Source organism: Marinobacter sp. DY40_1A1 (assembly GCF_016597815.1).
GTDB classification, from domain to species: domain Bacteria; phylum Pseudomonadota; class Gammaproteobacteria; order Pseudomonadales; family Oleiphilaceae; genus Marinobacter; species Marinobacter xiaoshiensis.
This window is the reverse complement of the sequence record NZ_VCHA01000003.1, coordinates 467,052-490,269: the sequence shown is the minus strand read 5'-3', so window position 1 is coordinate 490,269 and position 23,218 is coordinate 467,052. Positions and strand designations below refer to the sequence as shown.

Below are 23,218 nucleotides of genomic sequence, written 5' to 3'. Positions count from 1 at the left end.
CTCCGTTTAATCAAAGAAGCAGTGGTCTATGTTCTCAAAGTTTGCAACCAAGATGTTCGGCAGTAAAAATGCCAGAGAAATCAAGAGAATGCGCAAGCTGGCCTTGGGTGTTAATGAGCTTGAAGAGCAGTTTGGCAATCTTACGGACTCCGAGTTGCAGGGCAAGACTGCCGAGTTCCGTCGTCGGCTGGACGAGGGAGAGAGTCTCGATGCATTACTGCCTGAGGCTTTTGCTACTGTACGTGAAGCTGGGCGCCGGGTTATGGGCATGCGCCACTACGATGTGCAGCTGATCGGTGGTATTACCCTGCATGAAGGCAGGATTGCTGAGATGAAGACCGGTGAGGGTAAAACCCTGGTCGCCACTGCTGCTGTTTATTTGAATGCCTTACCTGGCAAAGGCGTACACGTAGTAACTGTAAACGACTACCTTGCCAGTCGTGATGCTGAATGGATGGGTAAACTCTATCGCTTTCTCGGTTTGCAGGTTGGAGTAGTTGTCGCTGGCCAGCCTCCCGAAGAGAAACGCGCCGCCTATCAGGCAGATATCACCTACGGTACCAACAACGAATTCGGTTTTGATTACCTCCGTGACAATATGGCCTTTAGCACAGATGACAAAGTGCAACGTGGCCTTTACTACGCGATTGTCGACGAAGTTGACTCCATCCTTATTGACGAAGCCCGGACGCCGCTGATCATCTCTGGCGCTGCGGAGGATAGTTCCAAAGCATACCTGGCTATCAACGAGCTGATCCCCAGCCTTGAGAAAGGGGAGGTCAGTGAAGAGGGGGAATCCTCCGGCGATTTCACCATCGACGAGAAATCGCGCCAGGTTGAATTGACTGAAGGGGGCCACGAGCGGGTTGAAGAACTTCTGCTGGGTCGCCAGCTACTGGAAGAAGGTGAGAGCCTCTACTCAGCGGCCAACCTGAGCTTGCTGCACCACGTGCACTCAGCGCTTCGTGCCCATCACTTGTTCCAGAAGGATGTAGATTACATTGTTCAGGGTGGCCAGGTTGTTATTGTTGACGAGCATACAGGGCGCACTATGCCCGGTCGTCGCTGGAGTGAAGGGCTGCATCAGGCGATAGAGGCTAAAGAAGGTCTGAAAATTCAGGCCGAAAGCCAGACGCTGGCTTCAACAACATTCCAGAACTATTTCCGGTTGTATGAAAAACTCGGCGGCATGACGGGTACTGCAGATACCGAAGCCTTTGAATTCCGCCAGATTTACGGTCTTGACGTGGTGGTGATACCGCCCAACAAGCCGATTCAGAGAATTGATTACAACGACCTTGTTTATCTCACCCAGGATGAAAAATTCCACGCCATCATTGATGAAATCAAAGATGTGACAGCGGAGGGACGGCCAATCCTGGTTGGTACCGCTTCCATCGAAGCCTCTGAATTACTCTCCATGCTGCTGAAAAAGGCGCGCATTGAGCACAAGATCCTTAACGCCAAGCAGCATGAGTCAGAGGCGCAGATCATCGCCCAGGCAGGGCGGCCGGGTGCTGTGACCATCGCTACCAACATGGCTGGACGGGGCACGGATATTGTACTGGGTGGTAACTGGGAGCACGAGGTTGCTGCCCTGGATAATCCCACTGAAGAAGAGGTTGCTCGCCTCAAGGCTGAGTGGACAGAGCGCCACAATCAGGTTCTGGAAGCGGGTGGTCTGCACATTGTGGGCACCGAGCGCCACGAATCCCGCCGTATAGACAACCAGTTACGCGGCCGTGCCGGGCGTCAGGGTGACCCGGGTTCTTCCCGTTTCTTCCTGTCTCTGGAAGATAACCTGATGCGTATCTTTGCGCCGGATCGGGTCAAAAGCCTGATGCAGGCTATGGGAATGAAGAAAGGCGAGGCCATTGAGCATCGAATGGTTACCAACGCCATTGAGAAATCCCAACGCAAGGTCGAGGGTCGTAACTTCGATATGCGTAAAACGCTGCTTGAGTATGACGATGTAGCGAACGATCAGCGTACGGTTATTTACGATCAGCGTAACGAAGTGATGTCCTCAGAGGATGTCTCCGAAATGGTTGATACCATCCGTGCGGATGTTGTTGATTCGCTGGTCAGCGAGCATATTCCGCCCCAGAGCATGCCAGAGCAGTGGGATGTGGCCGGGCTGGAAGCGCAGTTACAGTCTGAAATGTCTATCGACTTGCCTGTTCAGGCATGGCTGGAAGAGGACAAGAAACTATACGAAGACAACCTGCGCCAGAAAATTCTGGACGAAATCGTTGCAGCATACCGGGCGAAGGAAGAGATTGCTGGCGCAGAGTCCATGCGCAGGTTTGAAAAGCAGGTGTTCCTGCAGGTCCTGGATACCTTGTGGAAAGAACATCTTTCCAACATGGATCACCTGCGGCGCGGCATCCACTTGCGTGGCTATGCTCAGAAGAACCCCAAGCAGGAATACAAGCGCGAAGCGTTTAATCTGTTTGAAACCATGCTGGAAACCATGAAGCGCGATGTAACCCGTGTGCTGTGTCATGTTCGGGTTCAGAGCCGGGAAGAAATGGAAGAGGTTGAGCGTCGCCGCAAGGAAGAACTTGAGCAGGAGCTGGCACGGGCACGCCTGCGTCACGATGAATCCAGTGCGACAGCGCAGGGCGAAGGCGAGCGAAGGGATGAAGATCAGGGTGCGCCAGAAACCTTTGTGCGCCAGGAGCGTAAAGTGGGCCGTAACGAGCCCTGCCCATGCGGATCCGGCAAGAAATTCAAACAGTGCTGTGGCAAGGTAAGCTGACCACCCTGCACAGACAGGAAGTAAAGTACGGAGCCCGCAATCGGCCAGTTAACTGGCAGACTGCGGGTTTTTCGTTTTCAGACCTATTCATACTAGTAGCATTATAAAAAGGAGCGGCAGGATGGCGGTTGGACCAGGAACCTTACCCGAGTTTTTCCCCGTAGCAGGTGTCAAGGTGGGTATTGCCAGCGCGGGCATCAAGAAGCCTGGACGCAAGGACATTGTGGTGTTTGAGTTGGCACCGGGAAGCCGTGTTGCCGGCTTGTTTACCCGCAACCAGTTCTGCGCAGCCCCGGTAACCTTGAGTCGCAAACATCTGGCTGAAAAAGCCCCGCGTTACCTTTTGATCAACACAGGTAATGCCAATGCGGGTACAGGTGCCCGTGGCATGGATGATGCGCTTGCTTGTTGTCAGGCCTTGGCAGAGCATGCCGGAGTCACTGCTGCAGAGGTACTGCCTTATTCAACAGGGGTGATTGGTGAGCCATTGCCGGTTCAGAAGATTGTGGGCGCTCTGCCAGAAGCCTTGGGCAGCACGGCGGACAATCGCTGGGCGGAAGCGGCGAGCGGTATAATGACCACAGACACGCGGCCGAAGGGTGCGTCGGTTCAGGTTGATCTGGGCGGCCACACAGTGTCTATTTCCGGCATCAGCAAGGGCGCTGGTATGATTCGCCCCAATATGGCGACCATGCTGGGCTTTATCGCCACCGATGCGCGTATTGCGCAAGATGCGTTGCAGGCTTTGGCATCAGAACTGGGGGAGCAATCCTTCAATCGAATCACTATTGATGGTGACACCTCCACCAACGATGCCTGCACGCTCATCGCCAGCGGCCAGTATTCCGGCCCGGAAATCACTCTCGATAGCCCGCACCTGCCTGTGCTCAAGGCCGCGCTGAAAGATATCTACATGGATCTCGCTCACGCCATCGTGCGTGACGGTGAAGGCGCCACCAAGTTCATCACCATTCACGTTAGTGGTGCAGCGGCTCAGCAGGAAGCGCTGGATGTGGCCTATACAGTCGCTCACTCTCCTCTGGTTAAGACCGCGCTGTTTGCATCAGACCCCAACTGGGGGCGCATTCTGGCGGCCGTAGGCCGGGCTGGAGTAGTGGATCTGGACGTTAATGCCCTGGAAATCCACCTCGGAGATGTATGTCTTGTGAGAGACGGTGGACGTGCTGAGGATTATTCCGAGGAGCGGGGTCAGGCAGTAATGGATCAGGAGGAGATTACGATTGCTATCAACCTTAAACGGGGCGACATAAGGGAAACCGTCTGGACCTGCGATTTCTCCCATGACTATGTCACCATCAACGCAGATTATCGCAGCTGAGCATGGCCAAAACAGACGTTGGTGTTCGGGAGATCCACGTGGCCGTTGGCGTCATCGTTCGTGATGGGTGTGTACTTATTGCCCGCCGCCCGGACCATGTCCATCAAGGTGGTTTGCTTGAATTTCCCGGTGGCAAAGTTGAGCCGGATGAAACGGTACAGGCTGCCTTGGTTCGGGAGATTGCCGAAGAAACCGGTTTACACATACCGGAGGGCTCCTTGCGACCAGTGATTGGTATCCGCCACGACTACGGCGACAAGCGGGTCTTTCTGGATGTTTGGCGAACGGATCAGGCCGAGGGTGACGCTCATGGCCGTGAAGGGCAGCCCATAGAGTGGGTTCGCCCTGAAAGCCTGCGGGATGAGGATTTTCCGGCAGCTAACCGGCCAATTATCCGGGCGCTGCAACTCCCTTGCTTGCTGGCGTTAACCGGCGAGTTCAGTCCTGATGCCGATCCTGGTCAACTGCTGGGCAGGGCCCTTGAGCGCTTGTCAGAGCAGGATCGTTCGGCGTTGATTCTGTTGAGAGCGCCAGCTTTGGATTCAGAGAGCTATGCTTCTGTTGCTGAAACTGCACTGGAGCTGTGCGAGCGAGCTGGAGCCGGCCTTTTGGTGCATGGCTCGCCTGCAGCATTCGATGACACCCCCGATGCGGCTGGGCTGCACCTGCCGTGGCGAGAGGCCCAAAAACTTGAGGCAAGGCCTGTGCCTGATGGGGTATGGCTTGGGGTTTCCTGCCACAACGCCCGTGAGATAGATCATGCAGTGGCGATTGGGGCAGACTATGTGACGCTTGGCCCGGTAAAGCCCACAGAGACGCACCCGGGCGCTCCCGTACTGGGCTGGGCGGGATTCCGTGATCTGGTCGCAAACGCACCCATTCCGGTTTTCGGGCTGGGAGGGCTGCAGCCAGAAGATCTTGATGAAGCTCAGCAGGCAGGCGCTCAAGGTATCGCCGGGATCCGGTACTGGTGGCCTCAGGGTTGACCTGGATTCGCCGCGCTGTCCTGCATCTCTGGTATGCTCCGGCCCTTGATACTTTATTTTAGTGCAACCTGCTCACCACTTACTGAAACTGAAACCCGGGAGACACCGTGAGTAAACTGACGCATCTTGACGACAAGGGTGAAGCCCGCATGGTGGACGTTACGGAGAAAGCCGTAACGGAGCGTGAAGCGCGCGCCGAAGCGACCATTCATATGGCGGCAGAAACCCTCCGGATGATCATCGACGGGGAGCACCCGAAAGGTGATGTGCTGGCCGTCGCCCGTATTGCCGGAATAATGGCCGCCAAACGAACCCACGATCTGATTCCCTTGTGCCACGCCCTGAACCTCACCTCAGTGAAGGTGGAGCTTACTGCGGGAGCAGACGGCGCATCGGTGCATATACTGACCAGGTGCAAGCTTGCCGGCCAGACCGGTGTGGAAATGGAAGCCCTGACAGCCGCCAGTATCGCAGCCCTGACTCTGTACGATATGTGCAAGGCCGTCGACAAGGGTATGGAAATTGGCAAGGTGCGTTTGTTGGAGAAGAAGGGCGGTCGCAGTGGGCATTGGATTGCCGACGACCACTGATGCCTGATGGGCGCGCCCGTGATAGAATACGCGCCCAGATTTATTGAACCACGAGGAAGCACTGTGGCTGTTCGTTACATCGAGACCTGCCGGTTGCCGACCCCTTTCGGGGTATTCGATATGCATGGCTTTGAAGAACCGGACACGGGAAAGGAGCATGTTGCCCTGACCCTGGGGTCGCTGGACGGCGACGAGCCCATGCTGGCCCGCACGCACTCTGAATGCCTTACAGGCGATGCGTTGTACAGCATGCGTTGCGACTGTGGTTATCAGCTTGAAGAGGCGTTACGCAGCATTGCTCGTGAAGGCCGCGGTATTTTGATGTATTTGCGTCAGGAAGGCCGGGGTATCGGCTTGCTGAATAAAATCCGCGCCTACCGTCTGCAGGATCAGGGCGCAGATACCGTTGAGGCAAACGAGCGCCTGGGTTTTGCCGCAGACTTGCGCGATTACAGCATGTGCAAGGATATGCTGGAACATCTGGGTATCAAAAGCCTGCGCCTGATGACGAATAATCCTCGCAAGGTCAAAGCACTGACCTCTTATGGCATTGCAGTAACCGAGCGCGTTCCCTTGCATGTTGGTCGCAATCCTCATAACGAGCATTATCTCGACACCAAGCAAAGTAAGCTTGGGCATTGGCTGGAAACCCATCAGGACGATGACCCCCAGCTATAATTCCAGTTTTGGCCTGGTACTTCTGGCAGACACAAAAAAGCCCGCCTTATTAAATAAGCGGGCTTTTTGCGTATTGGTAAGAAGACTTCTGGCTGGCGGTGTTATTTGACCGCTTTGAGCCTTTGGTGCTGCAGGCGTTCCATGCGCGTGCTTATGGCGGCGAATATGCCATTGGCATCCAACCCGCAATCCTTGAGCAGTTCTTCGTGTTTGCCGTGATCAATAAAGCTGTCTGGCAACCCGAGTTGAAGCACCGGCATGGAAACCTCCTGGCTGTTCAGAAACTCCGTAACAGCACTCCCTGCGCCGCCGGCAATGGCATTCTCTTCGAGAGTAACCAGCAGGTCGTGTTGTTCTGCGAGTTCCAGAACCAGCGCCTCGTCCAAAGGCTTGACGAAGCGCATGTCGGCCACGGTTGCCCCCAGCTTTTCGGCGGCTTCCAGAGCCGGTGTGAGTAGCGTGCCAAAGTTGAGAATAGCGATGCCGCTGCCTTCGCGAACCTTGCGTCCCTTGCCGATTGCCAGTGGGGTAAGTTCTTTCTGGATCTCTGCACCTGGCCCGGTTCCGCGCGGGTAGCGCACAGCTGCTGGGCCATCAAACATCAGGCCAGTCTGAAGCAGTTGACGGGTTTCGTTCTCGTCCGATGGCGTCATCAACACCATATTCGGTATGCAGCGCAGGTAGCTGATATCAAACGCGCCTGCGTGGGTCGGCCCGTCTTCACCGACCAGACCCGCCCGGTCGATAGCGAACAGTACATCCAGATTCTGGATGGCCACATCGTGAATCAGCTGATCGTAGCCGCGTTGTAAAAACGTCGAGTAGATTGCAACCACCGGTTTTGCGCCATCGCAGGCCATGCCCGCTGCTAGCGTTACGGCATGCTGTTCCGCAATGGCGACATCGAAATATCGGTCCGGGAAGCGTTCAGAGAACGCCAGCAAATCCGAGCCTTCGCACATGGCGGGGGTAATACCGCTCACACGATCATCCAGTTCAGCCGCATCACACAGCCACTGGCCGAAAACGTTCGCATACTTTTGCGTCGTCGCGACAGATTTGACTGGCTCTGGCTTGCTGGCGGGTACAGGTTCAATTTTGTTTATAGCGTGGTAGCCAATGGGGTCGGCTTCCGCCGGGGCAAAGCCCTTGCCCTTGGTCGTTACCACGTGGAGGAACTGAGGCCCCTCAAGCTCGCGGATATTTTCCAGCGTCTCAACCAGTAAGGGCAGGTCGTGGCCATCAATAGGCCCGATGTAGTTGAAACCCAGTTCTTCAAACAGCGTGCCCGGCACAATCATGCCTTTGAAGTGCTCTTCGGTTTTCTTTGCCAGGGCCATCAGGTGGGGTGCACCCTGAAGAACTTTTTTGCTGCTGTCGCGAACCTGGTTGTAGGTACGGCTTGATAGCAATTTGGCGAAATAGTTGGATAGACCTCCGACATTGCGCGAAATCGACATGTCGTTATCGTTCAGGATCACCAGCATATCGGCGCGCAGGTGCCCAGCGTGGTTCAGTGCCTCAAAAGCCATGCCTGCTGTCATGGCGCCATCACCGATTACGGCAATGCTCTTGCGGCCAGTGTCCTGCTGTCGGGCGGCGATGGCCATGCCCAAGGCTGCGCTGATGGAGGTGCTGGAATGGCCCACACCAAAGGTGTCGTACACGCTTTCCGCACGTTTGGGGAAACCGGCAAGGCCGTCTTTGCGCCGGATGCTGCCCATTTGCTCACGGCGGCCGGTCAGGATCTTGTGTGGGTAGGCCTGGTGGCCAACATCCCACACCAGTCGGTCTTCCGGTGTGTTGAAAACATAGTGTAAGGCTACCGTGAGTTCGAGCACGCCCAGCCCGGCGCCAAAATGGCCACCGGTCTGCCCGACAGACCACAGCAGGAAGGCCCGTAGCTCTCTCGCAAACTGGGTCAGCTGATCAGACGGCAGCTCCCGCAGTTGGGCGGGTACGTCAATCCGGTCCAGCAACGGTGTGTTGGGTCGCTGTGACGGGATTTCCTTGAAAATATAAGTGTCCTGCATCTGTACGGGTCTTTTCCGGGATGTTCGATAACTGGCTGGCATTATAAGGGAACAGGGAGGCCTATTTCACATATGTCAGCAGGTTCAGTGAGTTCTTGCCACTACGTAATCCGCCATGGCTCTGAGAGGGTCGGCTTCCGGCCCGAAGTCCTGCAGGCTCTCAAGGGCACTGTTCAGCAAAGAGGAGAGGTGCTGCCGCGCTCCGTCCAGCCCAAGCAGTGCCGGATAAGTCGGCTTGGCGCGGGCGATATCGGAGCCCTGAGGCTTACCGATGATTTCAGTATCGCCTTCAATGTCCAGGAGGTCATCCTGAACCTGGAACGCCAACCCGAGCGCTTTGGCGTAGGTTGTCAGGGCTTCCAGTGAGCGTTTGCTGACATCAGGGGCGGTCAGCGCACCAATGCGAACGCTGGCTTCAATTAATGCACCGGTTTTATGTCGGTGCATATTTTCAAGTTGTGCCAGTGTCAGGCTCTTGCCGACAGATTCAAGGTCAATAGCCTGGCCTCCGACCATACCACTATGGCCACTTGCGTGGGCCAGTTCCTGAATCATGGCAAGCCGTGCTGGAGCTTCTATCCCGGGCGCTTCTGCCAGCCACTCAAACGCCAATGCCTGCAGGGCATCGCCGGCAAGAATAGCTGTAGCCTCATCAAAAGCAATATGGGCAGTGGGCCGGCCCCGGCGCAGTTCGTCGTTGTCCATGGCTGGAAGGTCGTCATGAACAAGTGAATAAGCGTGGATCAACTCGACCGCACAGGCGGGCACCAGAGCGATCTCCATATCCTGTCCCAAAGCTCTTGCAGCGGCCAGACTTAACGCCGGGCGTATACGTTTACCTCCGCCCAGAACACTGTAGCGCATGGCTTCCTGAAGTCGCTTAGAGGTCGACCCGGATGCAATGAGGCGGTCCAGCTCAGCATCCACACGGCTGCGGCAGGTTTCAAGGTAATCCATGGTCGGCAGGGTTCCGTTAGGCATCAGTCGGCGTCGTCCGGAGAAAAAGGGCGGGTTTCCAGGGTGCCGTCATCATTCTGCACCAGTTGTTCAACTCGCTGCTCAGCGCCTTTGAGGGCCTGCTGACAAGCGCGGGTAAGCTTCACGCCGCGCTCGAAGGCCGTCAGGGATTGCTCGAGAGATAACTCCCCCTGTTCGAGGTTGCGAACAAGTGTTTCCAGCTCATCAAGAGACTTTTCAAAGTCGGCAATGGATGTAGCGTCTTGTTGACCGGCCATCTGCGGCCCTCCGATCGGGTGGACGAATTTCGCGGATTATATCAGAGGCTGAGCGCTATCGCTGCCAGTGGAACTCCCGGTATTCCACAGGATGCCCTTCAGGTGCCCAGCTTTGCTCACTCACATGGATTTCGCCGGTGTTGGAGATGCTGATTACGGTAGTGGCGCGGGTGCCGTATTCTGTGCCGGTTATAAATGGAGATGAAAGAAAGCGCTCGGTATCACGGTGTACGCCTGAGTTTGGGAGCAGGTGGTCTGGCGCGGGCGTGGTGTCTTGCAGCAGGCTGGTAAGCTCTTTGTGCAGAGTGTCTGTGTTCCTGTCAGCAGATTTAACTGTGTGGCCAACCGCTTCCCTGAGGCGCAAAAGCTTGGGCCAAGGTGTTTGGAGCAGGTGATTGCTCAGACCATAAGTGCCACGGTAAATGTTGCGGCCCGGGTGAGCATCGCGGTTGCTGTAGTACCAGCCAGAGCTCTCACCGAGGCGAACCAGATTGAACCCTGAGTAGCAGGATGATGTGCCTTTCAGGCTGTTTTGCAGTTGCACTTCTGATTCTGCAAGCGCCCTGAGGGGTAGCTCTCCACGGCTTATACTGCCGGCTTCTGGCGACCCTTCTCGGACATTCGTTACCGCGGTGACCAGCCCTTCCGGGGACACGGCCAGCCAGGTGCCGCCGGATTGCAAATCCCGGCCGGAGAGCACTCGGTTGCCAGCATCTGTTGTCCACCAGTCCATAGGTGCGGTGGGTCTGCGAAAAAACTCATCACGGTTAGCGGCTACCACCAGCGGAAATCGGGCACTCTGGCTAAGAGAAAAAGCGATCAGGCACATGCCGGGTTGGTCTCCAATGCTTAATTTCGGGCGCTGCATATTGTACGGCCGGTGTGTATCATACCAGCCTTGTTTTCCCGGATGTGTGAGTGTGTATGTCCCTGTTATCCGTATTTGCCATCTATCTGATACTCGGAGCCTTTGCTGGCACCCTTGCAGGCCTTTTTGGAATTGGCGGTGGCCTTATTATTGTGCCAGTACTGATTTTCAGTTTCGGGGCTCAGGATTTTAGTCTGGAAATTGCGGCACACATGGCCGTTGGCACCTCACTTGCGACCATCGTGTTTACATCCCTCAGCTCCATTCGTTCGCATCACGGTCATGGGGCTATCCGCTGGGATGTATTCCGGCCGATGGCCTTCGGTATCGTTGCTGGCGCGCTTATAGGCGCCTGGACAGCTGCCCTGCTAAGCGGAGCTATGCTGGAACTTATTATCGGTGTGTTTGTCATTCTGGTCGGGCTGAAAATGCTGTTCGAGGTAAACCCCTCGCCAGGCCGAAATGTTGCAGGCAAAGCCGGCCTTGCAGGTGCGGGTGCAGGTATTGGCTGGGCCTCAGCGATTTTCGGGATAGGCGGCGGAACGCTTACTGTGCCCTACCTGAGCTGGAGCAATGTTCGTATGCAGCAGGCGGTAGGCACCTCCGCCGCCTGCGGATTGCCAATTGCGGTTGCCGGTGCTGTGGGCAATGCCTGGACAGGATGGAACGAGCCGGCCCTGCCGGAATACAGCCTTGGTTATATCTATTTGCCTGCTTTGATCGGGATTATTCTTACCAGTGTGCTGTTTGCCCGAGTGGGGGCAAACCTGGCGCACCGGCTTAACGCCAAGGCGCTGAAACGCGTATTTGCCATCCTGCTTCTGGTGGTTGGCCTACGTTTTCTTTTGAGTTGAGAGGTTATTGATGCTCCAGCATCCACAGATAGACCCCGTAGCCATTGCCATCGGGCCGCTCAAAATTCACTGGTATGGACTCACCTACCTGGTCGGCTTTCTGGCAGGCTGGTGGTTGGGCAGATTGCGCACACGTAAACCCTGGTCCCCGATTACTGAAGAGCAAATGGGCGACCTGCTATTTTATCTTGCGTTGGGCGTTATTCTGGGCGGGCGCTTTGGATACGTCATCTTCTACAATTTTGACGCTTTCCTGGCAGACCCTCTTTGGCTCCTGCGGGTCTGGGAAGGTGGAATGTCCTTCCACGGCGGGCTGTTGGGTGTAATGTTCGCTATCTGGTGGTACGGCCGAAAAATCGGAACCGGCTTCTGGCATCTAGCGGACTTTGTAGCCCCTCTTGTGCCAGTAGGTCTTGGGGCAGGGCGAATTGGTAACTTTATCAATGGTGAACTCTGGGGCAAGCCCACGGATATGCCGTGGGGAATGGTATTCCGCCAGGCCCCGGACGCGCTGGCCCGCCATCCTTCCCAGCTATACCAGTTTGCCCTCGAGGGGGTTCTATTCTTCGTCATCCTATGGTGGTTCTCTGCAAAACCACGCCCAAGAATGGCCGTGTCAGGACTGTTCCTGATTTGCTACGGCATTTTTCGCTTCCTGGTTGAGTTTGTACGCCAACCGGATGCGCAGTTGGGGTACCTGGCGTTTGACTGGGTCACCATGGGGCAGGTGCTGTCCTTACCGATGCTTCTGGCCGGCCTGGCCTTGATGTTTATTGCTTACCGGAGAAACGCGGAATGAAAGCCTATCTCGACCTGATGCGCGACGTAGTGGACAACGGATTCGACAAAGGCGACCGTACCGGCGTTGGTACCCGCTCTGTTTTCGGACGCCAGATCCGGTTTAACCTCCAGGAAGGTTTTCCTCTGGTTACCACCAAAAAAGTTCACCTGCGCAGTATCATTTACGAGTTGCTCTGGTTCCTGAAAGGCTCCACAGACAACAACTGGCTGAAAGAACGCAAAGTCTCCATCTGGAACGAGTGGGCGCTGGAAAATGGCGACCTTGGCCCGATTTACGGCAAGCAGTGGCGAAGCTGGGAGTGCCCGGACGGACGGGTAGTCGACCAGATCAGCGAAGTAATCGACCAGATCCGCAAAAAGCCAAACTCCCGTCGCCTGATCGTATCCGCCTGGAACCCGGCCGAGCTTCCGGATGAATCTATTGGACCTCAGGAAAACGCCGAGAAAGGCCTGATGGCACTGGCACCCTGCCACTGCCTGTTCCAGTTCTACGTGCTCGACGGCAAGCTCTCTTGCCAGCTTTATCAGCGTAGTGCAGATCTTTTTTTGGGCGTACCCTTCAACATTGCGTCATACGCCTTGTTAACGCATATGATTGCGCAGCAGTGTGAACTGGAAGTTGGCGAGTTTGTGCATACCTTTGGCGACTGTCATCTGTATCAAAATCACCTCACCGATGACATCGTTTTCGAACAGCTAAAGCGCGAGCCAAAGGCCCTGCCTAAGCTGGTTATCAAGCGTAAGCCAGATTCAATTTTTGACTACGAACTGGACGACTTCGAGTTCGAAGGCTACGACCCTTACCCCGGCATCAAAGCACCTATAGCTATTTAAGCTCGGCGCGTGCCTTTAAAAATCTGACCGTAAACCTGGGGGGCGGACGAGCGGGAAGGGCATTCCGAAAAACGCTGTGAATACGTCCGTGTACGCTTGGCTCCGCCATCCATGGCTCCGCACATTTTCGGAATGCCCTTCCCGCTCGCCCGGTCCAAATGTAGGTGTACGAATTCGAGAGGAAAAGAAATGCGAAAAGCTTTGATTGTTGCCATGTCCCGAAACCGCGTTATTGGCCGGAACAACAATCTGCCATGGTATCTGCCGGGTGATCTCAAGTACTTCAAACAGGCCACCATGGGCAAGCCCATCATAATGGGGCGCAAAACCTGGGACTCCATTGGCAGACCGCTGCCGGGCCGAATGAATGTGGTCATCTCCCGTAATGCAGACTGGGAAGCACCCGCAGGAACGGTAAGCTCAAAATCACTGAATGACGCGCTGATAAAAGCCGAAGCACAAGCAGAGTTGGACGGTGTCGATGAGGTAATGGTGATCGGGGGAGGGCAAATCTATGCGGAAGCGCTACCCATGGTAGACCGCATTTATATCACTCAAGTGCACGCCGAGGTGGATGGCGATGCGTACTTCCCGGAAGTGAACTGGGATGAGTGGGAAGAAATCGGACGGGAGGATTTCTCCGCGTCCGATAACAATCCTTACGACTACAGCTTCGTCGTCTATCAGCGCTTGGCGTCAGACTGACGGGGAGGCCGCTTACCTGCAGGCTTGCCGCCTTTACCGGGTGGCTTGCCACGAGCGCCGGCACCGCCAGTGCCACCGCGTCCTTTGTAACCACCTTTAGGTGGTCCCTTGCGGAATTCACCCGGGCGACCACCGCCACCTTTGCGATCACGGCGAGCAGGTGCAGAAGCAGACACTACCGGCAGCGCTTCTGGTTGTTCCAGGGGTAGCAAACCAGGCTGCATTGCCTCCATCCAGCACGCCAAAGCACCCGCAACCATGGCAATATCCATCTCGTTGCGCTCAGCGATCTCATCCAGCAGTGCCATGGACTTGGCGAGCTTTTTGTCTTCAGCATAGCCCAATAGCTGGGTTTCAAACTGCTCTTCGCGCATTTTCTTCAGTTCAACCGGCGAGGGCAGTTCATAAGCCATCATAGGCGAGTTGGTGGCGCGCTCAAGTGTGCGCAACCAGCTCCGCTCACGTGGAGTGACCAGAAGAATAGCCTTGCCTACGCGACCGGCGCGGCCGGTACGACCCACCCGGTGGATGTAGGCTTCGGTGTCATAGGGCACATCATAGTTTATAACGTGAGTGATTCTGGGCACGTCCAGGCCACGAGCGGCAACGTCCGTTGCAACGATAATATCTTTCTTGCCACGCTTCAGATCTTCAACAGTCTGCTCGCGCTGACGTTGGTTCAGATCGCCGTTCAGAGGTGCCACTGCATGCCCGCGGGCACTGAGCTTCTCGGCCAGCAGTGTGGTTTCAGCCTTGGTGCGTACAAAGATAATGGCACCTTCGGTTGGCTCCACTTCCAGAATGCGGGTCAGAGCGTCGAGCTTTCGCTCTGCATAAACCGGCAGGAAATACTGGGAAATACGCTCAACTGTGCGGGTTTCGCTCTCGATTTTTACTTCCACAGCATCGCGCAAGTAGGTTTGAGCAACCTTTTTGATCTGCGGAGGCATGGTGGCTGAGAACAGTGCACGCTGACAGTTGGCTGGTGTTTTGGCCAGAATGGCTTCCACGTCATCAATGAAGCCCATGCGCAGCATTTCGTCGGCTTCATCCAGTACCAGTGCCTTCAGGTTCTCCAGACGCAGGGTACCTTTGCGCAGGTGATCGAGCATACGGCCTGGTGTGCCGACAATAACCTGCGCACCACGCTTGAGACCCTTGATCTGAGGATAAAAGTCCTGGCCGCCGTAAATTGGCAGTACGTGGAAATTGCGAAATTTTGCAGCGTAAGAGGTAAAAGCCTCCGCCACCTGGATAGCCAGCTCCCGGGTAGGGGCCAGAACCAGAATTTGAGGTTCAGTTACAGATGCATCAACCCGGCTTAGCAGCGGTAATGCGAAGGCGGCGGTTTTACCCGTGCCGGTCTGGGCAACGCCCAGTAGATGTTTGCCAGCGAGCAGTGCAGGGATGCACTGGGCCTGGATGGGCGTTGGGGTTTCGTAGCCAATAGCAGATACAGCTTCAAGTACGGCTGGATCAAGCCCCAGTTCGGCAAAGGACAATTCAGACATTGATTTACTCGGTATTCGGAAGGTAAAGCATTGCCGGGCAATGCATATGTGGCGATATTATAACCGCTTTTAGTCTGATTTAATACGTGAAATCCATCACGCTCTGTAGGTAGTTGCCGGGGCACTGCCATTGCATTGTTTTCGCGTTTTGTGCAGGCTTTCATTTTGACTGATAGGTTGCTAACAGGGAAGCGCTATGACCTTTGATGAACTGATTGCTGCTGGCCGTGCCGGCAAAGAACTGGTAATGCCTGCAACCTGGACCCAAGGGCGCGCAACGTTTGGTGGTCTGGTGGCTGCCCTGGTTTTTGATCGCATGGAGCATGCGGTGGTAGATGGCCGGCCAATGAGGTCCATGAGCGTATCTTTTGTCGGGCCGGTAGAGGCAGAGGTACCAGCCGTTTTCGATATCCAAATACTACGTGAGGGAAGAGCGGTTACTCAGGTAGAAGGGCGAATTATTCAGAACGGAGAACCTCGGGTGGTGTGCATTGGTGCTTTTGCAGGCGACCGGGAATCGATTGTGCAGCTTGTGGGGGAATCCGCTCCGGACGCGAAGCCGGTTGAAGGCTGTCAGGAACTGCCTTTCATTGAAGGCGTAACCCCAGGTTTTATAAGTCACATAGAGATGCGCTGGGCTTACGGAGGCATGCCGTTCAGTGGTGTGGGCGGGCGAGAAATGGGAGGGTGGATGCGCTTTCGGGAGGAGCCTGCAGAGCTTACAGACGCTCATATTGTCGCCCTGGTTGATGCCTGGCCCCCGGCGATTCTCCAGCATTTTAAATCGGCCGTACCAGCTAGTTCTCTATCCTGGGCATTGGATATTATCCATCCCCGGCCGGCTCTGAAAGCCGACGACTGGCTTTTGTACAAGGCGACGATTGATCAGTCAGGAGATGGCTATTGCCATTGCGAAGCCCGGATATGGACACCTCGTGGCGAATTGTTGGCACTGAGCCGCCAAACGGTGGCTGTTTTTGGTTAATGGTAGCTCAGGCCGCCAATTCCGCCTTTAATGCATCAATTATCATTCGTGCAAAATCTTCGGGCGAGTCTTCCTGCAGGTAGTGTCCGCCGCTCAGGGTAATGTGAGGCTGCCCCAGTGCGCCGGGGATGCGGCGCTGCATGTAGCGGTCTCCGCCTCGGGTGATGGGGTCGCCACTGCTGAAACAGGTGATGAATGGCTTCCGCCATTTTTCCAGCACTTTCCACGCGGCCTTATTGGCGCTGCTTGCCGGATCCCCGGGCGATAAAGGTACCAGTTTCGGGAATGCTCGCGCCCCTGCTTTATATTCTGCTGAAGGGAAGGGTGCTTCGTAGGCTGCTAACTCGTGTTTGTTCAAGGTTCGTTCGGTGCCCAATTGCACAATTCGGCCAATGGGAAACCAGGGGCTGTGGGTGGCAAAGGCTTTCCATACGCTGAACGCTGCGGGCGCGCGGGTTTCTCCGGTCGGCAACATGCCATTACCCACAATGATGCGCTGGAACCGGTTTGGTAGTGCAGCAGCAAGGCGCAGGCCCAGAAGTGAACCCCAATTTTGGCAAACCAGGGTGATATTCTGGAGATCCAGAGCTTCCATCCAGTGGGTGAGCCATGCCAGATGGCGATCGTAGCTGTAGTCGTCAACAGATGCCGGCTTGTCGGATTTTCCGAAGCCTATCAGATCTGGTGCCAGCACCCGGTGGCCTTCAGCCGCGACAATAGGGATCATGTGGCGGTACAGGTATGACCAGGATGGCTCTCCGTGGAGCATCAGAACAGGCGAGGCGCCAGTTGGGCCTTCGTCAACGTAATGCATGCGGAGGCCGGGCTCTACATCCATATAATTGGGGGTGAACGGGTAATCCGGAAGACCTGCGAAACGGCTCTCATCGGTTCTCAGAATACGCATGCCATCGACTGTCCTGACTGATTGGTTGCGTGATCGTTGCCGGCTTTGCTAATCCAGAGCCTGTTCAACAATCTTCAATCACTAGGATAAGTCAGTTCACAAGTTGCTGTGTTTGAGTTGCGTAACAGTGCGTTGTGGCTTTGAATCAGGAGTTGTCCGGGGCCACTACAGGGCGGCGATTGGAGCGCTTGTCTTCCCAACTGAGGTTTTTGGGGTCATACCAGCCGATGGCGTTGAGCACTTTTTTACGGGTTGCTGCAGAAAGCGTTGGCCAGAGTTCCTGGAAATCATCCAGCCCCTGGTCCCGGAACCGTTGTTGCTTGCTCTGAAGGCGGTTGATAATGCGCGGCAGTTGAAGAGCTTCGCCCAGTTGCCCCGGCACTATGACTTCCTGGCCCAGCACTTTTCTGCGATGCGTTCTGGCAGCGAGCACCCGGCGCAGTTCTGCTGCGGCGTCCAGAGCCGTTTCCGTGGTAAAGGTTTCCAGTTCCAACACCATGACCTGTTTAATAGTTGATCAACAACAGTCCACTATACCCTGAAGCATGCTCCGGTGGCCATGAGGTCGTGTTAGGCTATTATTCGACTGAATCTGCCAGGGATAAAACGGAATTATGTACGCAAAACTTGAGACACGAACTTTTCTTGCCATGTTGGTCGGTGTAACACTTGCCTTCGTGTTGCTCATGAAGCCTTTTGTCGGGCCCATATTCTGGGCAATCGCCATTGCGTTGATCTTTCATCCGTTTCAGGTCTTTCTGGTGCGGCGGCTTGGTGACAGGCCAAATATAAATGCGTTGATAACCCTGACGGTGTGCATGCTGATCGTGGTTATACCGGTATTGTTGCTGGTGACTTCTCTGGTGAGTGAAGGGCTGGGGATTTATCAACAAATTCAGGACGGCAATATCAAGCCTGGCGAATATATTGATCAGGTGAGCAAATCTTTCCCGGGCATACAGACTTTCCTTGCGCAGTTTGATGTCAACTTCAGCGAAATCCGGGACCGGGTGGTTAGTCTGTTCGTGGGTGGTAGCCAGTTTCTTGCAAAGCAAGCGCTGGGTATTGGCCAGAATACCTTTCAGTTTTTCCTCGGGTTGGCTCTGATGATGTACTTGTCGTTCTTTCTGCTCCGTGATGGGAGCAAGCTGATAGAGCTGATGATACGTGCACTTCCTCTGGGCGATGAGCGTGAGCGGTTGCTGTTTGCCAAGTTTGCTGAAGTCACGCGGGCGACGGTTAAAGGCAACCTGTTGATTGCTATTATTCAGGGTGCGCTCGGCGGCATTATTTTCTGGATTCTTGGCATTAGTGGCGCCTTGTTGTGGGGTGTGGTCATGGCCATCTTTTCACTACTGCCAGCAGTAGGCGCCGCTTTGGTGTGGGTGCCTGCGGCAATTTACCTTGCTGCTGTGGGTGACATCGTTCACGCCGTGGTGCTTACGATATTCGGTGTGGTCGTGATAGGACTTGCGGATAACGTTTTACGTCCGATTATGGTGGGTCGGGATACAAAGCTACCGGATTATATTGTGCTGCTGTCCACACTGGGTGGCTTGGCCATGTTTGGCATTAACGGCTTTGTTATGGGGCCTTTGGTTGCAGCCTTGTTCATGGCATTTTGGGGAATATTTATTCGCGAGTTCAGTGAGGAGGCCCAACGGGTCGAAACCACAGGTGACGAGGTCGGTTAAGGCGACATGAGACAAAAGTATGTTAGGCTTTTATCCGTTCGCCTCAGCCTGTGGAGATTGGCACCACATAACAAGAAAGAAACGGATATCGTTAAGGTATCAGGAGTAAAGCAGGTGAGTATCATGAAATACACGACTACCCGAGTGGGCCGCTTTGTCGTTGCAGTTGGTACAACCGTTATGCTGGGTTTCGCGCCCGCCGCGTTCGCTGATGAAACGGTTGCGCTCAAGAACGCCCTTCACGGCGCTGGGTACAATATTACTAATGTAGACCCTGGAATGGATACCAACACCCGGTCTGAACTGTCTCGCTTTCAGAAGGAAAATGGGCTTCAGGCTACCGGCATTCTGGATGAGGCAACAAAAAAAGCGCTGGGAATGATCAGCGTTAATGTTGCCGCTAATACGACCGTGTCGACGCCGGCAAAAGCCAAGGCGGCAGCGCCAAGCAACCCGGAGCCGGTTGAAGAGGAAGTTATTGAAGAAGAGGAAGATGGCGGCTGGTCACTGTTCTAAGGCTGTCACAGCAAGCACATCAAAACATAAAAGCCCGCGCAGACAGCAAGTTCTGCGCGGGCTTTTATGTGTAAGGCTTGGGATCAGCCGAGCTTTTCCAGATCTCTTACGGCACCTTTGTCAGCGCTGGTTGCTAACAGTGCGTAGGCTTTCAGAGCTGCGGATACAGCGCGGTCGCGGGGTTGTTCAGGTTTCCAGCCTTTGGCATCGCGGGCTTCGCGACGACGGTCCAGTTCCTGCTGGTCTAGCTGCACATTGATGGATCGCGCCGGAATATCGATCAGGATGGTATCGCCGTCTTCGATAAGCCCTATCGCGCCACCTGCAGCAGCTTCGGGTGATGCATGCCCGATGGAAAGCCCGGAGGTGCCACCGGAGAAACGCCCGTCGGTGAGCAGTGCACAGTCCTTACCCAGCCCTTTGGATTTCAGGTAGCTTGTGGGGTAGAGCATTTCCTGCATGCCCGGGCCGCCCTTGGGGCCTTCGTAGCGAATAATGACGACATCACCGGCTTTGACCTGGTCTCCCAGAATACCCGCCACCGCAGCGTCCTGGCTTTCGAACACTTTCGCCTTGCCTTCGAAGACAAAAATGCTTTCATCCACGCCAGCGGTTTTCACGACACAACCGTCAACGGCAATGTTGCCATACAGAACGGCCAAGCCGCCCTCCGCACTGTAGGCGTGTTCAACGGAGCGGATGCAGCCGGCTTCACGGTCGCCATCCAGGCTGGGCCAGCGTGTGCTTTGGCTAAAGGCAGTCTGGGTAGGAATTCCGGCCGGCCCTGCTTTATAGAACTCAACAACCTCGGGGGTCGGGGAGCGCATGATGTCCCAGGTTTCGAGGGCTTCTTTCATGGTTTTGCTGTGTACGGTTGGTAGATCGGTGTTGATCAGGCCGCCGCGCTCCAGCTCGCCAAGAATCCCCATAATGCCACCTGCACGGTGCACGTCTTCCATGTGGTATTTAGGTGAGTTGGGTGCCACTTTGCACAGCTGCGGAACCTTGCGGGAAAGCTGGTCAATCTCGTTAAGAGTAAACGGAACCCCGCCTTCCTGAGCCGCTGCCAGCAAATGCAGAATCGTGTTAGTAGACCCTCCCATGGCGATATCCATGACCATGGCGTTTTCGAATGCGGCCATGGAGGCGATGCTGCGAGGCAGAACGCTTGCGTCGTCCTGTTCGTAATAACGCTTGGTATTCTCCACAATCTGGCGGCCGGCTTTCAGGAACAGCTGTTCACGGTCGGCGTGGGTTGCCAGCATAGAGCCATTGCCTGGCAGTGCCAGGCCAATGGCTTCGGCCAGGCAGTTCATGGAGTTGGCGGTAAACATACCGGAACAGGAGCCGCACGTGGGGCAAGCGGAGCGCTCGTACTCTGCAACCTTTTCATCGTCGGCTGTCGGGTCGGCGGCAATCACCATTGCGTCCACCAGGTCCAGCTTGTGTTCAGATAGCTTGGTTTTGCCGGCTTCCATCGGACCGCCAGATACGAAAATGGCCGGGATATTCAGGCGCATGGCCGCCATGATCATGCCCGGGGTGATTTTGTCGCAATTGGAGATGCACACCATTGCGTCGGCGCAGTGGGCATTCACCATGTATTCAACCGAATCGGCAATGATCTCCCGGGAGGGCAGGGAGTAAAGCATGCCGTCGTGGCCCATGGCGATGCCGTCATCCACCGCGATGGTGTTGAATTCTTTGGCAACGCCACCCGCAGCCTCAATTTCGCGGCATACGAGTTGCCCCAGATCCTTGAGGTGTACGTGTCCGGGCACAAATTGGGTGAAGGAGTTAACAACGGCAATAATCGGCTTGCCGAAATCATCATCTTTCATGCCGGTGGCGCGCCAGAGGGCGCGGGCGCCGGCCATGTTGCGGCCTGCGGTGGAAGTCCGCGAACGATACTGAGGCATGGTGTTCTGATCTCTCTTTGTATGAAAAAGTGGTGATTGCAGATGCAGATACAAAGGATACCAGATTAGACTCCAGGCGCATGGCTGTTTTGCGGCGTCATGGTTACAATCGCTAACAGATGTTATAAAACGCTGTTGCCCCGCTTTTAGTCAACTTAGGAGATTATCTATGGCTAGCCAGGAAAGCCTGCCGCTGCGCCGCCTGAAGGAATTTCAGCCGCTGAACCGGCTAACAGACGATCAGTTGGTGGTGTTGGCCAGTCGTGCTGAGCGCAGGACTCATGGTCCTGGCCAGCGAGTGCTGGAGCGTGGTGTGCGCGATGGCCTTGATTATTTTCTGGTAACCGGAAAAGTTGAACTGGAGTCTGTGGATGGACGCAAATCGGTTATTGAAGCTGAAACCGATCAGGCGTTGAACCCCATCGCCAGGCTGCAACCAAGAATGTACGACGTGACCGCGGTTAAACCTTGTGAGTTTCTTGTGGTGGAGCAGGATGTGCTCAACCAGTTGTTGCGTTCTGCGCCTGTGGCTCAGGTAGAGATGGATTCTGGCGAGAGTCATGGTGGTGAGAGTGAGGAACACCATCTTTTGATGGAGTTTTACGCAGAGCTTCGCTCTAACCAGCTTAAACTGCCTAGCGTTCCCGATGTGGCCTGGAAGGTGCGGCGTCTGGTAGACCGGGATGACTCCACAGCGGATGAGGTGGCCACTGCAGTGTCAGCTGATCCGGCCATGGCGGCCAAATTGGTGCGAGCCTGTAACAGCCCTCTTTATCGTGGTTTTAGCGATGTGCGCAACGTGCGTGAGACGGTGGTTCGCCTTGGTATGCGGACAACACGCCAGCTGGTGACCGTGTTTTCCATGCGGGAAGTGTTCAAAAGCCGGCACCCGTCATTGCAAAAGGAAATGGAAAAGCTCTGGCGACATTCCCGTGAGGTGGCAGCGCTTTGCTGGGTTTTGGCGGATCACGCAACCCGATTGAATCCGGAAGAGGCGCTACTGGCGGGCTTGCTTCACGATATAGGTGTGGTGCCCGTTCTGGTCCAGGCAGAACATCACGTAAATCTGTTTGCGGACGATACCAATCTGAAGAATGCCATCAGTGAGCTGCGGGCTGACGTGGGCACTGCCGTGCTGGGAAGCTGGTCATTTCCGCCGGCCTTCGTAGAGGCTGTGCGTCATGCAGAAGACTGGGCCTACGAGAGCCGCGAGGCCGAGCCGCAGTTGGTTGATGTTGTCATTGTGGCGCAACTGCACGCCATGATCGGATCAAGCCAGAATGAAGGTTTGCCCGCATTTGACGAAGTGCCGGCCTATCGCAGGCTGGGCAACCTTGAACTGAATGCATCCCGCAGTCTGGAACTTCTCACCGAGGCGCGAGCCCGGGTTGATGAAGTCCAACAGTTGTTGTCGATTCGATGAAGGCACCGGTTTTCCCTCTCAATTCCGTTGTCTTGCCTGGTGGAAGAATCCCCTTGCAACTGTTCGAGCCTCGATACATTGATATGCTGAGCCGTTGCATGAAAGAGGATAAAGGCTTTGTTATCAGCCTGCTGCGCAACGGCAATGAAGCCGGCCGCACGGCATCCTTCTATGAAACAGGCACCTATGTGCGCATTGTCGATTTCAAAAAGCTGGACAACGGGTTGCTGGGAATCACCGTTGAAGGCGATTCAAAGGTGTCCATCACGGATTTCTGGCAACAGACTGATGGGCTGCACCTGGGTGAGATGGAGTTTTTGCCTGCCGAGTCCCGGGCAGATATACCCACTGTATTCCACGAGTTGCCATCTGTACTGCGCGCTTTGTTTCGACACCCCGTGATTGAAGAGTTGGGGATGAGTGTCGATTATGAGGATGCCCGCGATGTTAGTTGGCGATTGACGGAGCTGCTGCCTTTGGATAAACAGGACAAGCAGCAGCTTTTGGAAATGCAGGATCCATTGGCGCGACTCGCCCGTCTGCAGGAGTTGCTGGATGCTCTTGACGAGGGCTGAAGGC

22 protein-coding genes are annotated in these 23,218 nt (G+C 55.3%); 14 read left to right on the top strand and 8 right to left on the bottom strand.

Annotated features, from left to right (window positions below):
• Window positions 1-28: 28 nt before the first annotated feature.
• From secA to ribA, 5 genes are all read left to right on the top strand, one after another.
• On the top strand, window positions 29-2,761 hold the full coding sequence (gene secA, locus FFI61_RS10720) for a preprotein translocase subunit SecA (RefSeq protein ID WP_200202069.1): 2,733 nt from the start codon (window positions 29-31) through the stop codon (window positions 2,759-2,761).
• A gap of 121 nt (window positions 2,762-2,882) precedes the next feature.
• Window positions 2,883-4,100: a bifunctional glutamate N-acetyltransferase/amino-acid acetyltransferase ArgJ gene (gene argJ / locus FFI61_RS10715; protein WP_200370293.1), complete on the top strand. Its 1,218-nt coding sequence runs from the start codon at window positions 2,883-2,885 to the stop codon at window positions 4,098-4,100.
• A gap of 2 nt (window positions 4,101-4,102) precedes the next feature.
• Window positions 4,103-5,086 (top strand): Nudix family hydrolase, encoded by a 984-nt coding sequence (locus tag FFI61_RS10710; protein WP_200370292.1) that lies wholly within the window; start codon window positions 4,103-4,105, stop codon window positions 5,084-5,086.
• A gap of 107 nt (window positions 5,087-5,193) precedes the next feature.
• Window positions 5,194-5,676, top strand: a complete 483-nt coding sequence (gene moaC / locus FFI61_RS10705) for a cyclic pyranopterin monophosphate synthase MoaC (protein WP_200202066.1) — start codon at window positions 5,194-5,196, stop codon at window positions 5,674-5,676.
• A 63-nt stretch (window positions 5,677-5,739) separates the two neighbouring features.
• Window positions 5,740-6,354, top strand: a complete 615-nt coding sequence (gene ribA / locus FFI61_RS10700; RefSeq protein WP_200202065.1) for a GTP cyclohydrolase II — start codon at window positions 5,740-5,742, stop codon at window positions 6,352-6,354.
• A 101-nt stretch (window positions 6,355-6,455) separates the two neighbouring features.
• Here ribA and dxs read toward each other — a convergent pair whose 3' ends face one another.
• From dxs to FFI61_RS10680, 4 genes are all read right to left on the bottom strand, one after another.
• Window positions 6,456-8,387 (bottom strand): 1-deoxy-D-xylulose-5-phosphate synthase, encoded by a 1,932-nt coding sequence (gene dxs / locus FFI61_RS10695; RefSeq protein ID WP_200202064.1) that lies wholly within the window; start codon window positions 8,385-8,387, stop codon window positions 6,456-6,458.
• A gap of 84 nt (window positions 8,388-8,471) precedes the next feature.
• Window positions 8,472-9,368, bottom strand: a complete 897-nt coding sequence (gene ispA, locus FFI61_RS10690) for a (2E,6E)-farnesyl diphosphate synthase (RefSeq protein ID WP_200370291.1) — start codon at window positions 9,366-9,368, stop codon at window positions 8,472-8,474.
• Entirely contained in the window at window positions 9,368-9,622 is a 255-nt protein-coding gene (locus tag FFI61_RS10685) for an exodeoxyribonuclease VII small subunit (RefSeq protein ID WP_200202062.1), read from the bottom strand. Before FFI61_RS10685 ends, ispA begins: the two co-directional genes overlap by 1 nt.
• Before the next feature lie 55 nt (window positions 9,623-9,677).
• Window positions 9,678-10,451 carry an NRDE family protein gene (locus tag FFI61_RS10680; RefSeq protein ID WP_200370358.1) on the bottom strand — a complete coding sequence of 258 codons (774 nt, stop codon included), beginning with the start codon at window positions 10,449-10,451 and terminating at the stop codon, window positions 9,678-9,680.
• A 95-nt stretch (window positions 10,452-10,546) separates the two neighbouring features.
• On the opposite strand from FFI61_RS10680, the gene FFI61_RS10675 reads away from it, so the two are divergent.
• The 4 genes from FFI61_RS10675 (at window position 10,547) to FFI61_RS10660 (ending at window position 13,684) form a co-directional block, all read left to right on the top strand.
• Window positions 10,547-11,344 (top strand): sulfite exporter TauE/SafE family protein, encoded by a 798-nt coding sequence (locus tag FFI61_RS10675; protein WP_200370289.1) that lies wholly within the window; start codon window positions 10,547-10,549, stop codon window positions 11,342-11,344.
• A 10-nt stretch (window positions 11,345-11,354) separates the two neighbouring features.
• Complete coding sequence (gene lgt / locus FFI61_RS10670) at window positions 11,355-12,143, top strand: prolipoprotein diacylglyceryl transferase (protein WP_200370287.1); 789 nt, start codon at window positions 11,355-11,357, stop codon at window positions 12,141-12,143.
• Window positions 12,140-12,979 (top strand): thymidylate synthase, encoded by an 840-nt coding sequence (locus FFI61_RS10665; RefSeq protein WP_200370286.1) that lies wholly within the window; start codon window positions 12,140-12,142, stop codon window positions 12,977-12,979. Before lgt ends, FFI61_RS10665 begins: the two co-directional genes overlap by 4 nt.
• 189 nt (window positions 12,980-13,168) lie before the next feature.
• A complete protein-coding gene (locus tag FFI61_RS10660; RefSeq protein ID WP_200370285.1) occupies window positions 13,169-13,684 on the top strand; it encodes a dihydrofolate reductase in 516 nt (171 codons plus the stop codon).
• On the opposite strand, the gene FFI61_RS10655 is transcribed toward FFI61_RS10660, so the two are convergent.
• A complete protein-coding gene (locus tag FFI61_RS10655) occupies window positions 13,663-15,195 on the bottom strand; it encodes a DEAD/DEAH box helicase (RefSeq protein WP_200370284.1) in 1,533 nt (510 codons plus the stop codon). The two genes, FFI61_RS10660 and FFI61_RS10655, sit on opposite strands and share 22 nt — an antisense overlap.
• Before the next feature lie 196 nt (window positions 15,196-15,391).
• Between FFI61_RS10655 and FFI61_RS10650 the strand changes: the two genes are divergently transcribed.
• Window positions 15,392-16,180 (top strand): acyl-CoA thioesterase, encoded by a 789-nt coding sequence (locus FFI61_RS10650; RefSeq protein ID WP_200370283.1) that lies wholly within the window; start codon window positions 15,392-15,394, stop codon window positions 16,178-16,180.
• A 7-nt stretch (window positions 16,181-16,187) separates the two neighbouring features.
• Here FFI61_RS10650 and FFI61_RS10645 read toward each other — a convergent pair whose 3' ends face one another.
• Together FFI61_RS10645 and FFI61_RS10640 are read right to left on the bottom strand one after the other, a co-directional pair.
• Window positions 16,188-17,087, bottom strand: a complete 900-nt coding sequence (locus FFI61_RS10645; RefSeq protein ID WP_200202054.1) for a haloalkane dehalogenase — start codon at window positions 17,085-17,087, stop codon at window positions 16,188-16,190.
• 145 nt (window positions 17,088-17,232) lie between these two features.
• Window positions 17,233-17,586, bottom strand: a complete 354-nt coding sequence (locus tag FFI61_RS10640) for a hypothetical protein (RefSeq protein ID WP_200202053.1) — start codon at window positions 17,584-17,586, stop codon at window positions 17,233-17,235.
• Between the two features lie 115 nt (window positions 17,587-17,701).
• Here FFI61_RS10640 and FFI61_RS10635 point away from each other — a divergent pair, with 115 nt between their 5' ends.
• Both FFI61_RS10635 and FFI61_RS10630 read left to right on the top strand, forming a co-directional pair.
• Window positions 17,702-18,781, top strand: a complete 1,080-nt coding sequence (locus FFI61_RS10635; RefSeq protein ID WP_200202052.1) for an AI-2E family transporter — start codon at window positions 17,702-17,704, stop codon at window positions 18,779-18,781.
• A 123-nt stretch (window positions 18,782-18,904) separates the two neighbouring features.
• Complete coding sequence (locus FFI61_RS10630; RefSeq protein WP_200202051.1) at window positions 18,905-19,297, top strand: peptidoglycan-binding domain-containing protein; 393 nt, start codon at window positions 18,905-18,907, stop codon at window positions 19,295-19,297.
• A gap of 83 nt (window positions 19,298-19,380) precedes the next feature.
• Here the strand turns inward: FFI61_RS10630 and ilvD are convergent, their stop codons facing one another.
• Window positions 19,381-21,216, bottom strand: a complete 1,836-nt coding sequence (ilvD, locus tag FFI61_RS10625; protein ID WP_200202050.1) for a dihydroxy-acid dehydratase — start codon at window positions 21,214-21,216, stop codon at window positions 19,381-19,383.
• A 169-nt stretch (window positions 21,217-21,385) separates the two neighbouring features.
• Between ilvD and FFI61_RS10620 the strand changes: the two genes are divergently transcribed.
• Together FFI61_RS10620 and FFI61_RS10615 are read left to right on the top strand one after the other, a co-directional pair.
• Window positions 21,386-22,639, top strand: coding sequence for an HDOD domain-containing protein (locus FFI61_RS10620; protein WP_200202049.1), 1,254 nt, complete (start codon window positions 21,386-21,388; stop codon window positions 22,637-22,639).
• Complete coding sequence (locus FFI61_RS10615) at window positions 22,636-23,214, top strand: LON peptidase substrate-binding domain-containing protein (RefSeq protein WP_200370282.1); 579 nt, start codon at window positions 22,636-22,638, stop codon at window positions 23,212-23,214. The genes FFI61_RS10620 and FFI61_RS10615 overlap by 4 nt, the downstream gene beginning before the upstream one ends.
• Window positions 23,215-23,218: the final 4 nt, after the last annotated feature.

Excerpts from the sequence above, each read along its gene's own strand:
- secA (WP_200202069.1), top strand. The coding sequence starts at position 29 with ATGTTCTCAAAGTTTGCAACCAAGATGTTCGGCAGTAAAAATGCCAGA.
- argJ (WP_200370293.1), top strand. The coding sequence starts at position 2,883 with ATGGCGGTTGGACCAGGAACCTTACCCGAGTTTTTCCCCGTAGCAGGT.
- FFI61_RS10710 (WP_200370292.1), top strand. The coding sequence starts at position 4,103 with ATGGCCAAAACAGACGTTGGTGTTCGGGAGATCCACGTGGCCGTTGGC.
- dxs (WP_200202064.1), bottom strand. The coding sequence starts at position 8,387 with ATGCAGGACACTTATATTTTCAAGGAAATCCCGTCACAGCGACCCAAC.
- ispA (WP_200370291.1), bottom strand. The coding sequence starts at position 9,368 with ATGCCTAACGGAACCCTGCCGACCATGGATTACCTTGAAACCTGCCGC.
- FFI61_RS10685 (WP_200202062.1), bottom strand. The coding sequence starts at position 9,622 with ATGGCCGGTCAACAAGACGCTACATCCATTGCCGACTTTGAAAAGTCT.
- FFI61_RS10680 (WP_200370358.1), bottom strand. The coding sequence starts at position 10,451 with ATGTGCCTGATCGCTTTTTCTCTTAGCCAGAGTGCCCGATTTCCGCTG.
- FFI61_RS10675 (WP_200370289.1), top strand. The coding sequence starts at position 10,547 with ATGTCCCTGTTATCCGTATTTGCCATCTATCTGATACTCGGAGCCTTT.
- lgt (WP_200370287.1), top strand. The coding sequence starts at position 11,355 with ATGCTCCAGCATCCACAGATAGACCCCGTAGCCATTGCCATCGGGCCG.
- FFI61_RS10665 (WP_200370286.1), top strand. The coding sequence starts at position 12,140 with ATGAAAGCCTATCTCGACCTGATGCGCGACGTAGTGGACAACGGATTC.
- FFI61_RS10660 (WP_200370285.1), top strand. The coding sequence starts at position 13,169 with ATGCGAAAAGCTTTGATTGTTGCCATGTCCCGAAACCGCGTTATTGGC.
- FFI61_RS10655 (WP_200370284.1), bottom strand. The coding sequence starts at position 15,195 with ATGTCTGAATTGTCCTTTGCCGAACTGGGGCTTGATCCAGCCGTACTT.
- FFI61_RS10650 (WP_200370283.1), top strand. The coding sequence starts at position 15,392 with ATGACCTTTGATGAACTGATTGCTGCTGGCCGTGCCGGCAAAGAACTG.
- FFI61_RS10645 (WP_200202054.1), bottom strand. The coding sequence starts at position 17,087 with ATGCGTATTCTGAGAACCGATGAGAGCCGTTTCGCAGGTCTTCCGGAT.
- FFI61_RS10640 (WP_200202053.1), bottom strand. The coding sequence starts at position 17,586 with ATGGTGTTGGAACTGGAAACCTTTACCACGGAAACGGCTCTGGACGCC.
- FFI61_RS10635 (WP_200202052.1), top strand. The coding sequence starts at position 17,702 with ATGTACGCAAAACTTGAGACACGAACTTTTCTTGCCATGTTGGTCGGT.
- FFI61_RS10630 (WP_200202051.1), top strand. The coding sequence starts at position 18,905 with ATGAAATACACGACTACCCGAGTGGGCCGCTTTGTCGTTGCAGTTGGT.
- ilvD (WP_200202050.1), bottom strand. The coding sequence starts at position 21,216 with ATGCCTCAGTATCGTTCGCGGACTTCCACCGCAGGCCGCAACATGGCC.
- FFI61_RS10620 (WP_200202049.1), top strand. The coding sequence starts at position 21,386 with ATGGCTAGCCAGGAAAGCCTGCCGCTGCGCCGCCTGAAGGAATTTCAG.
- FFI61_RS10615 (WP_200370282.1), top strand. The coding sequence starts at position 22,636 with ATGAAGGCACCGGTTTTCCCTCTCAATTCCGTTGTCTTGCCTGGTGGA.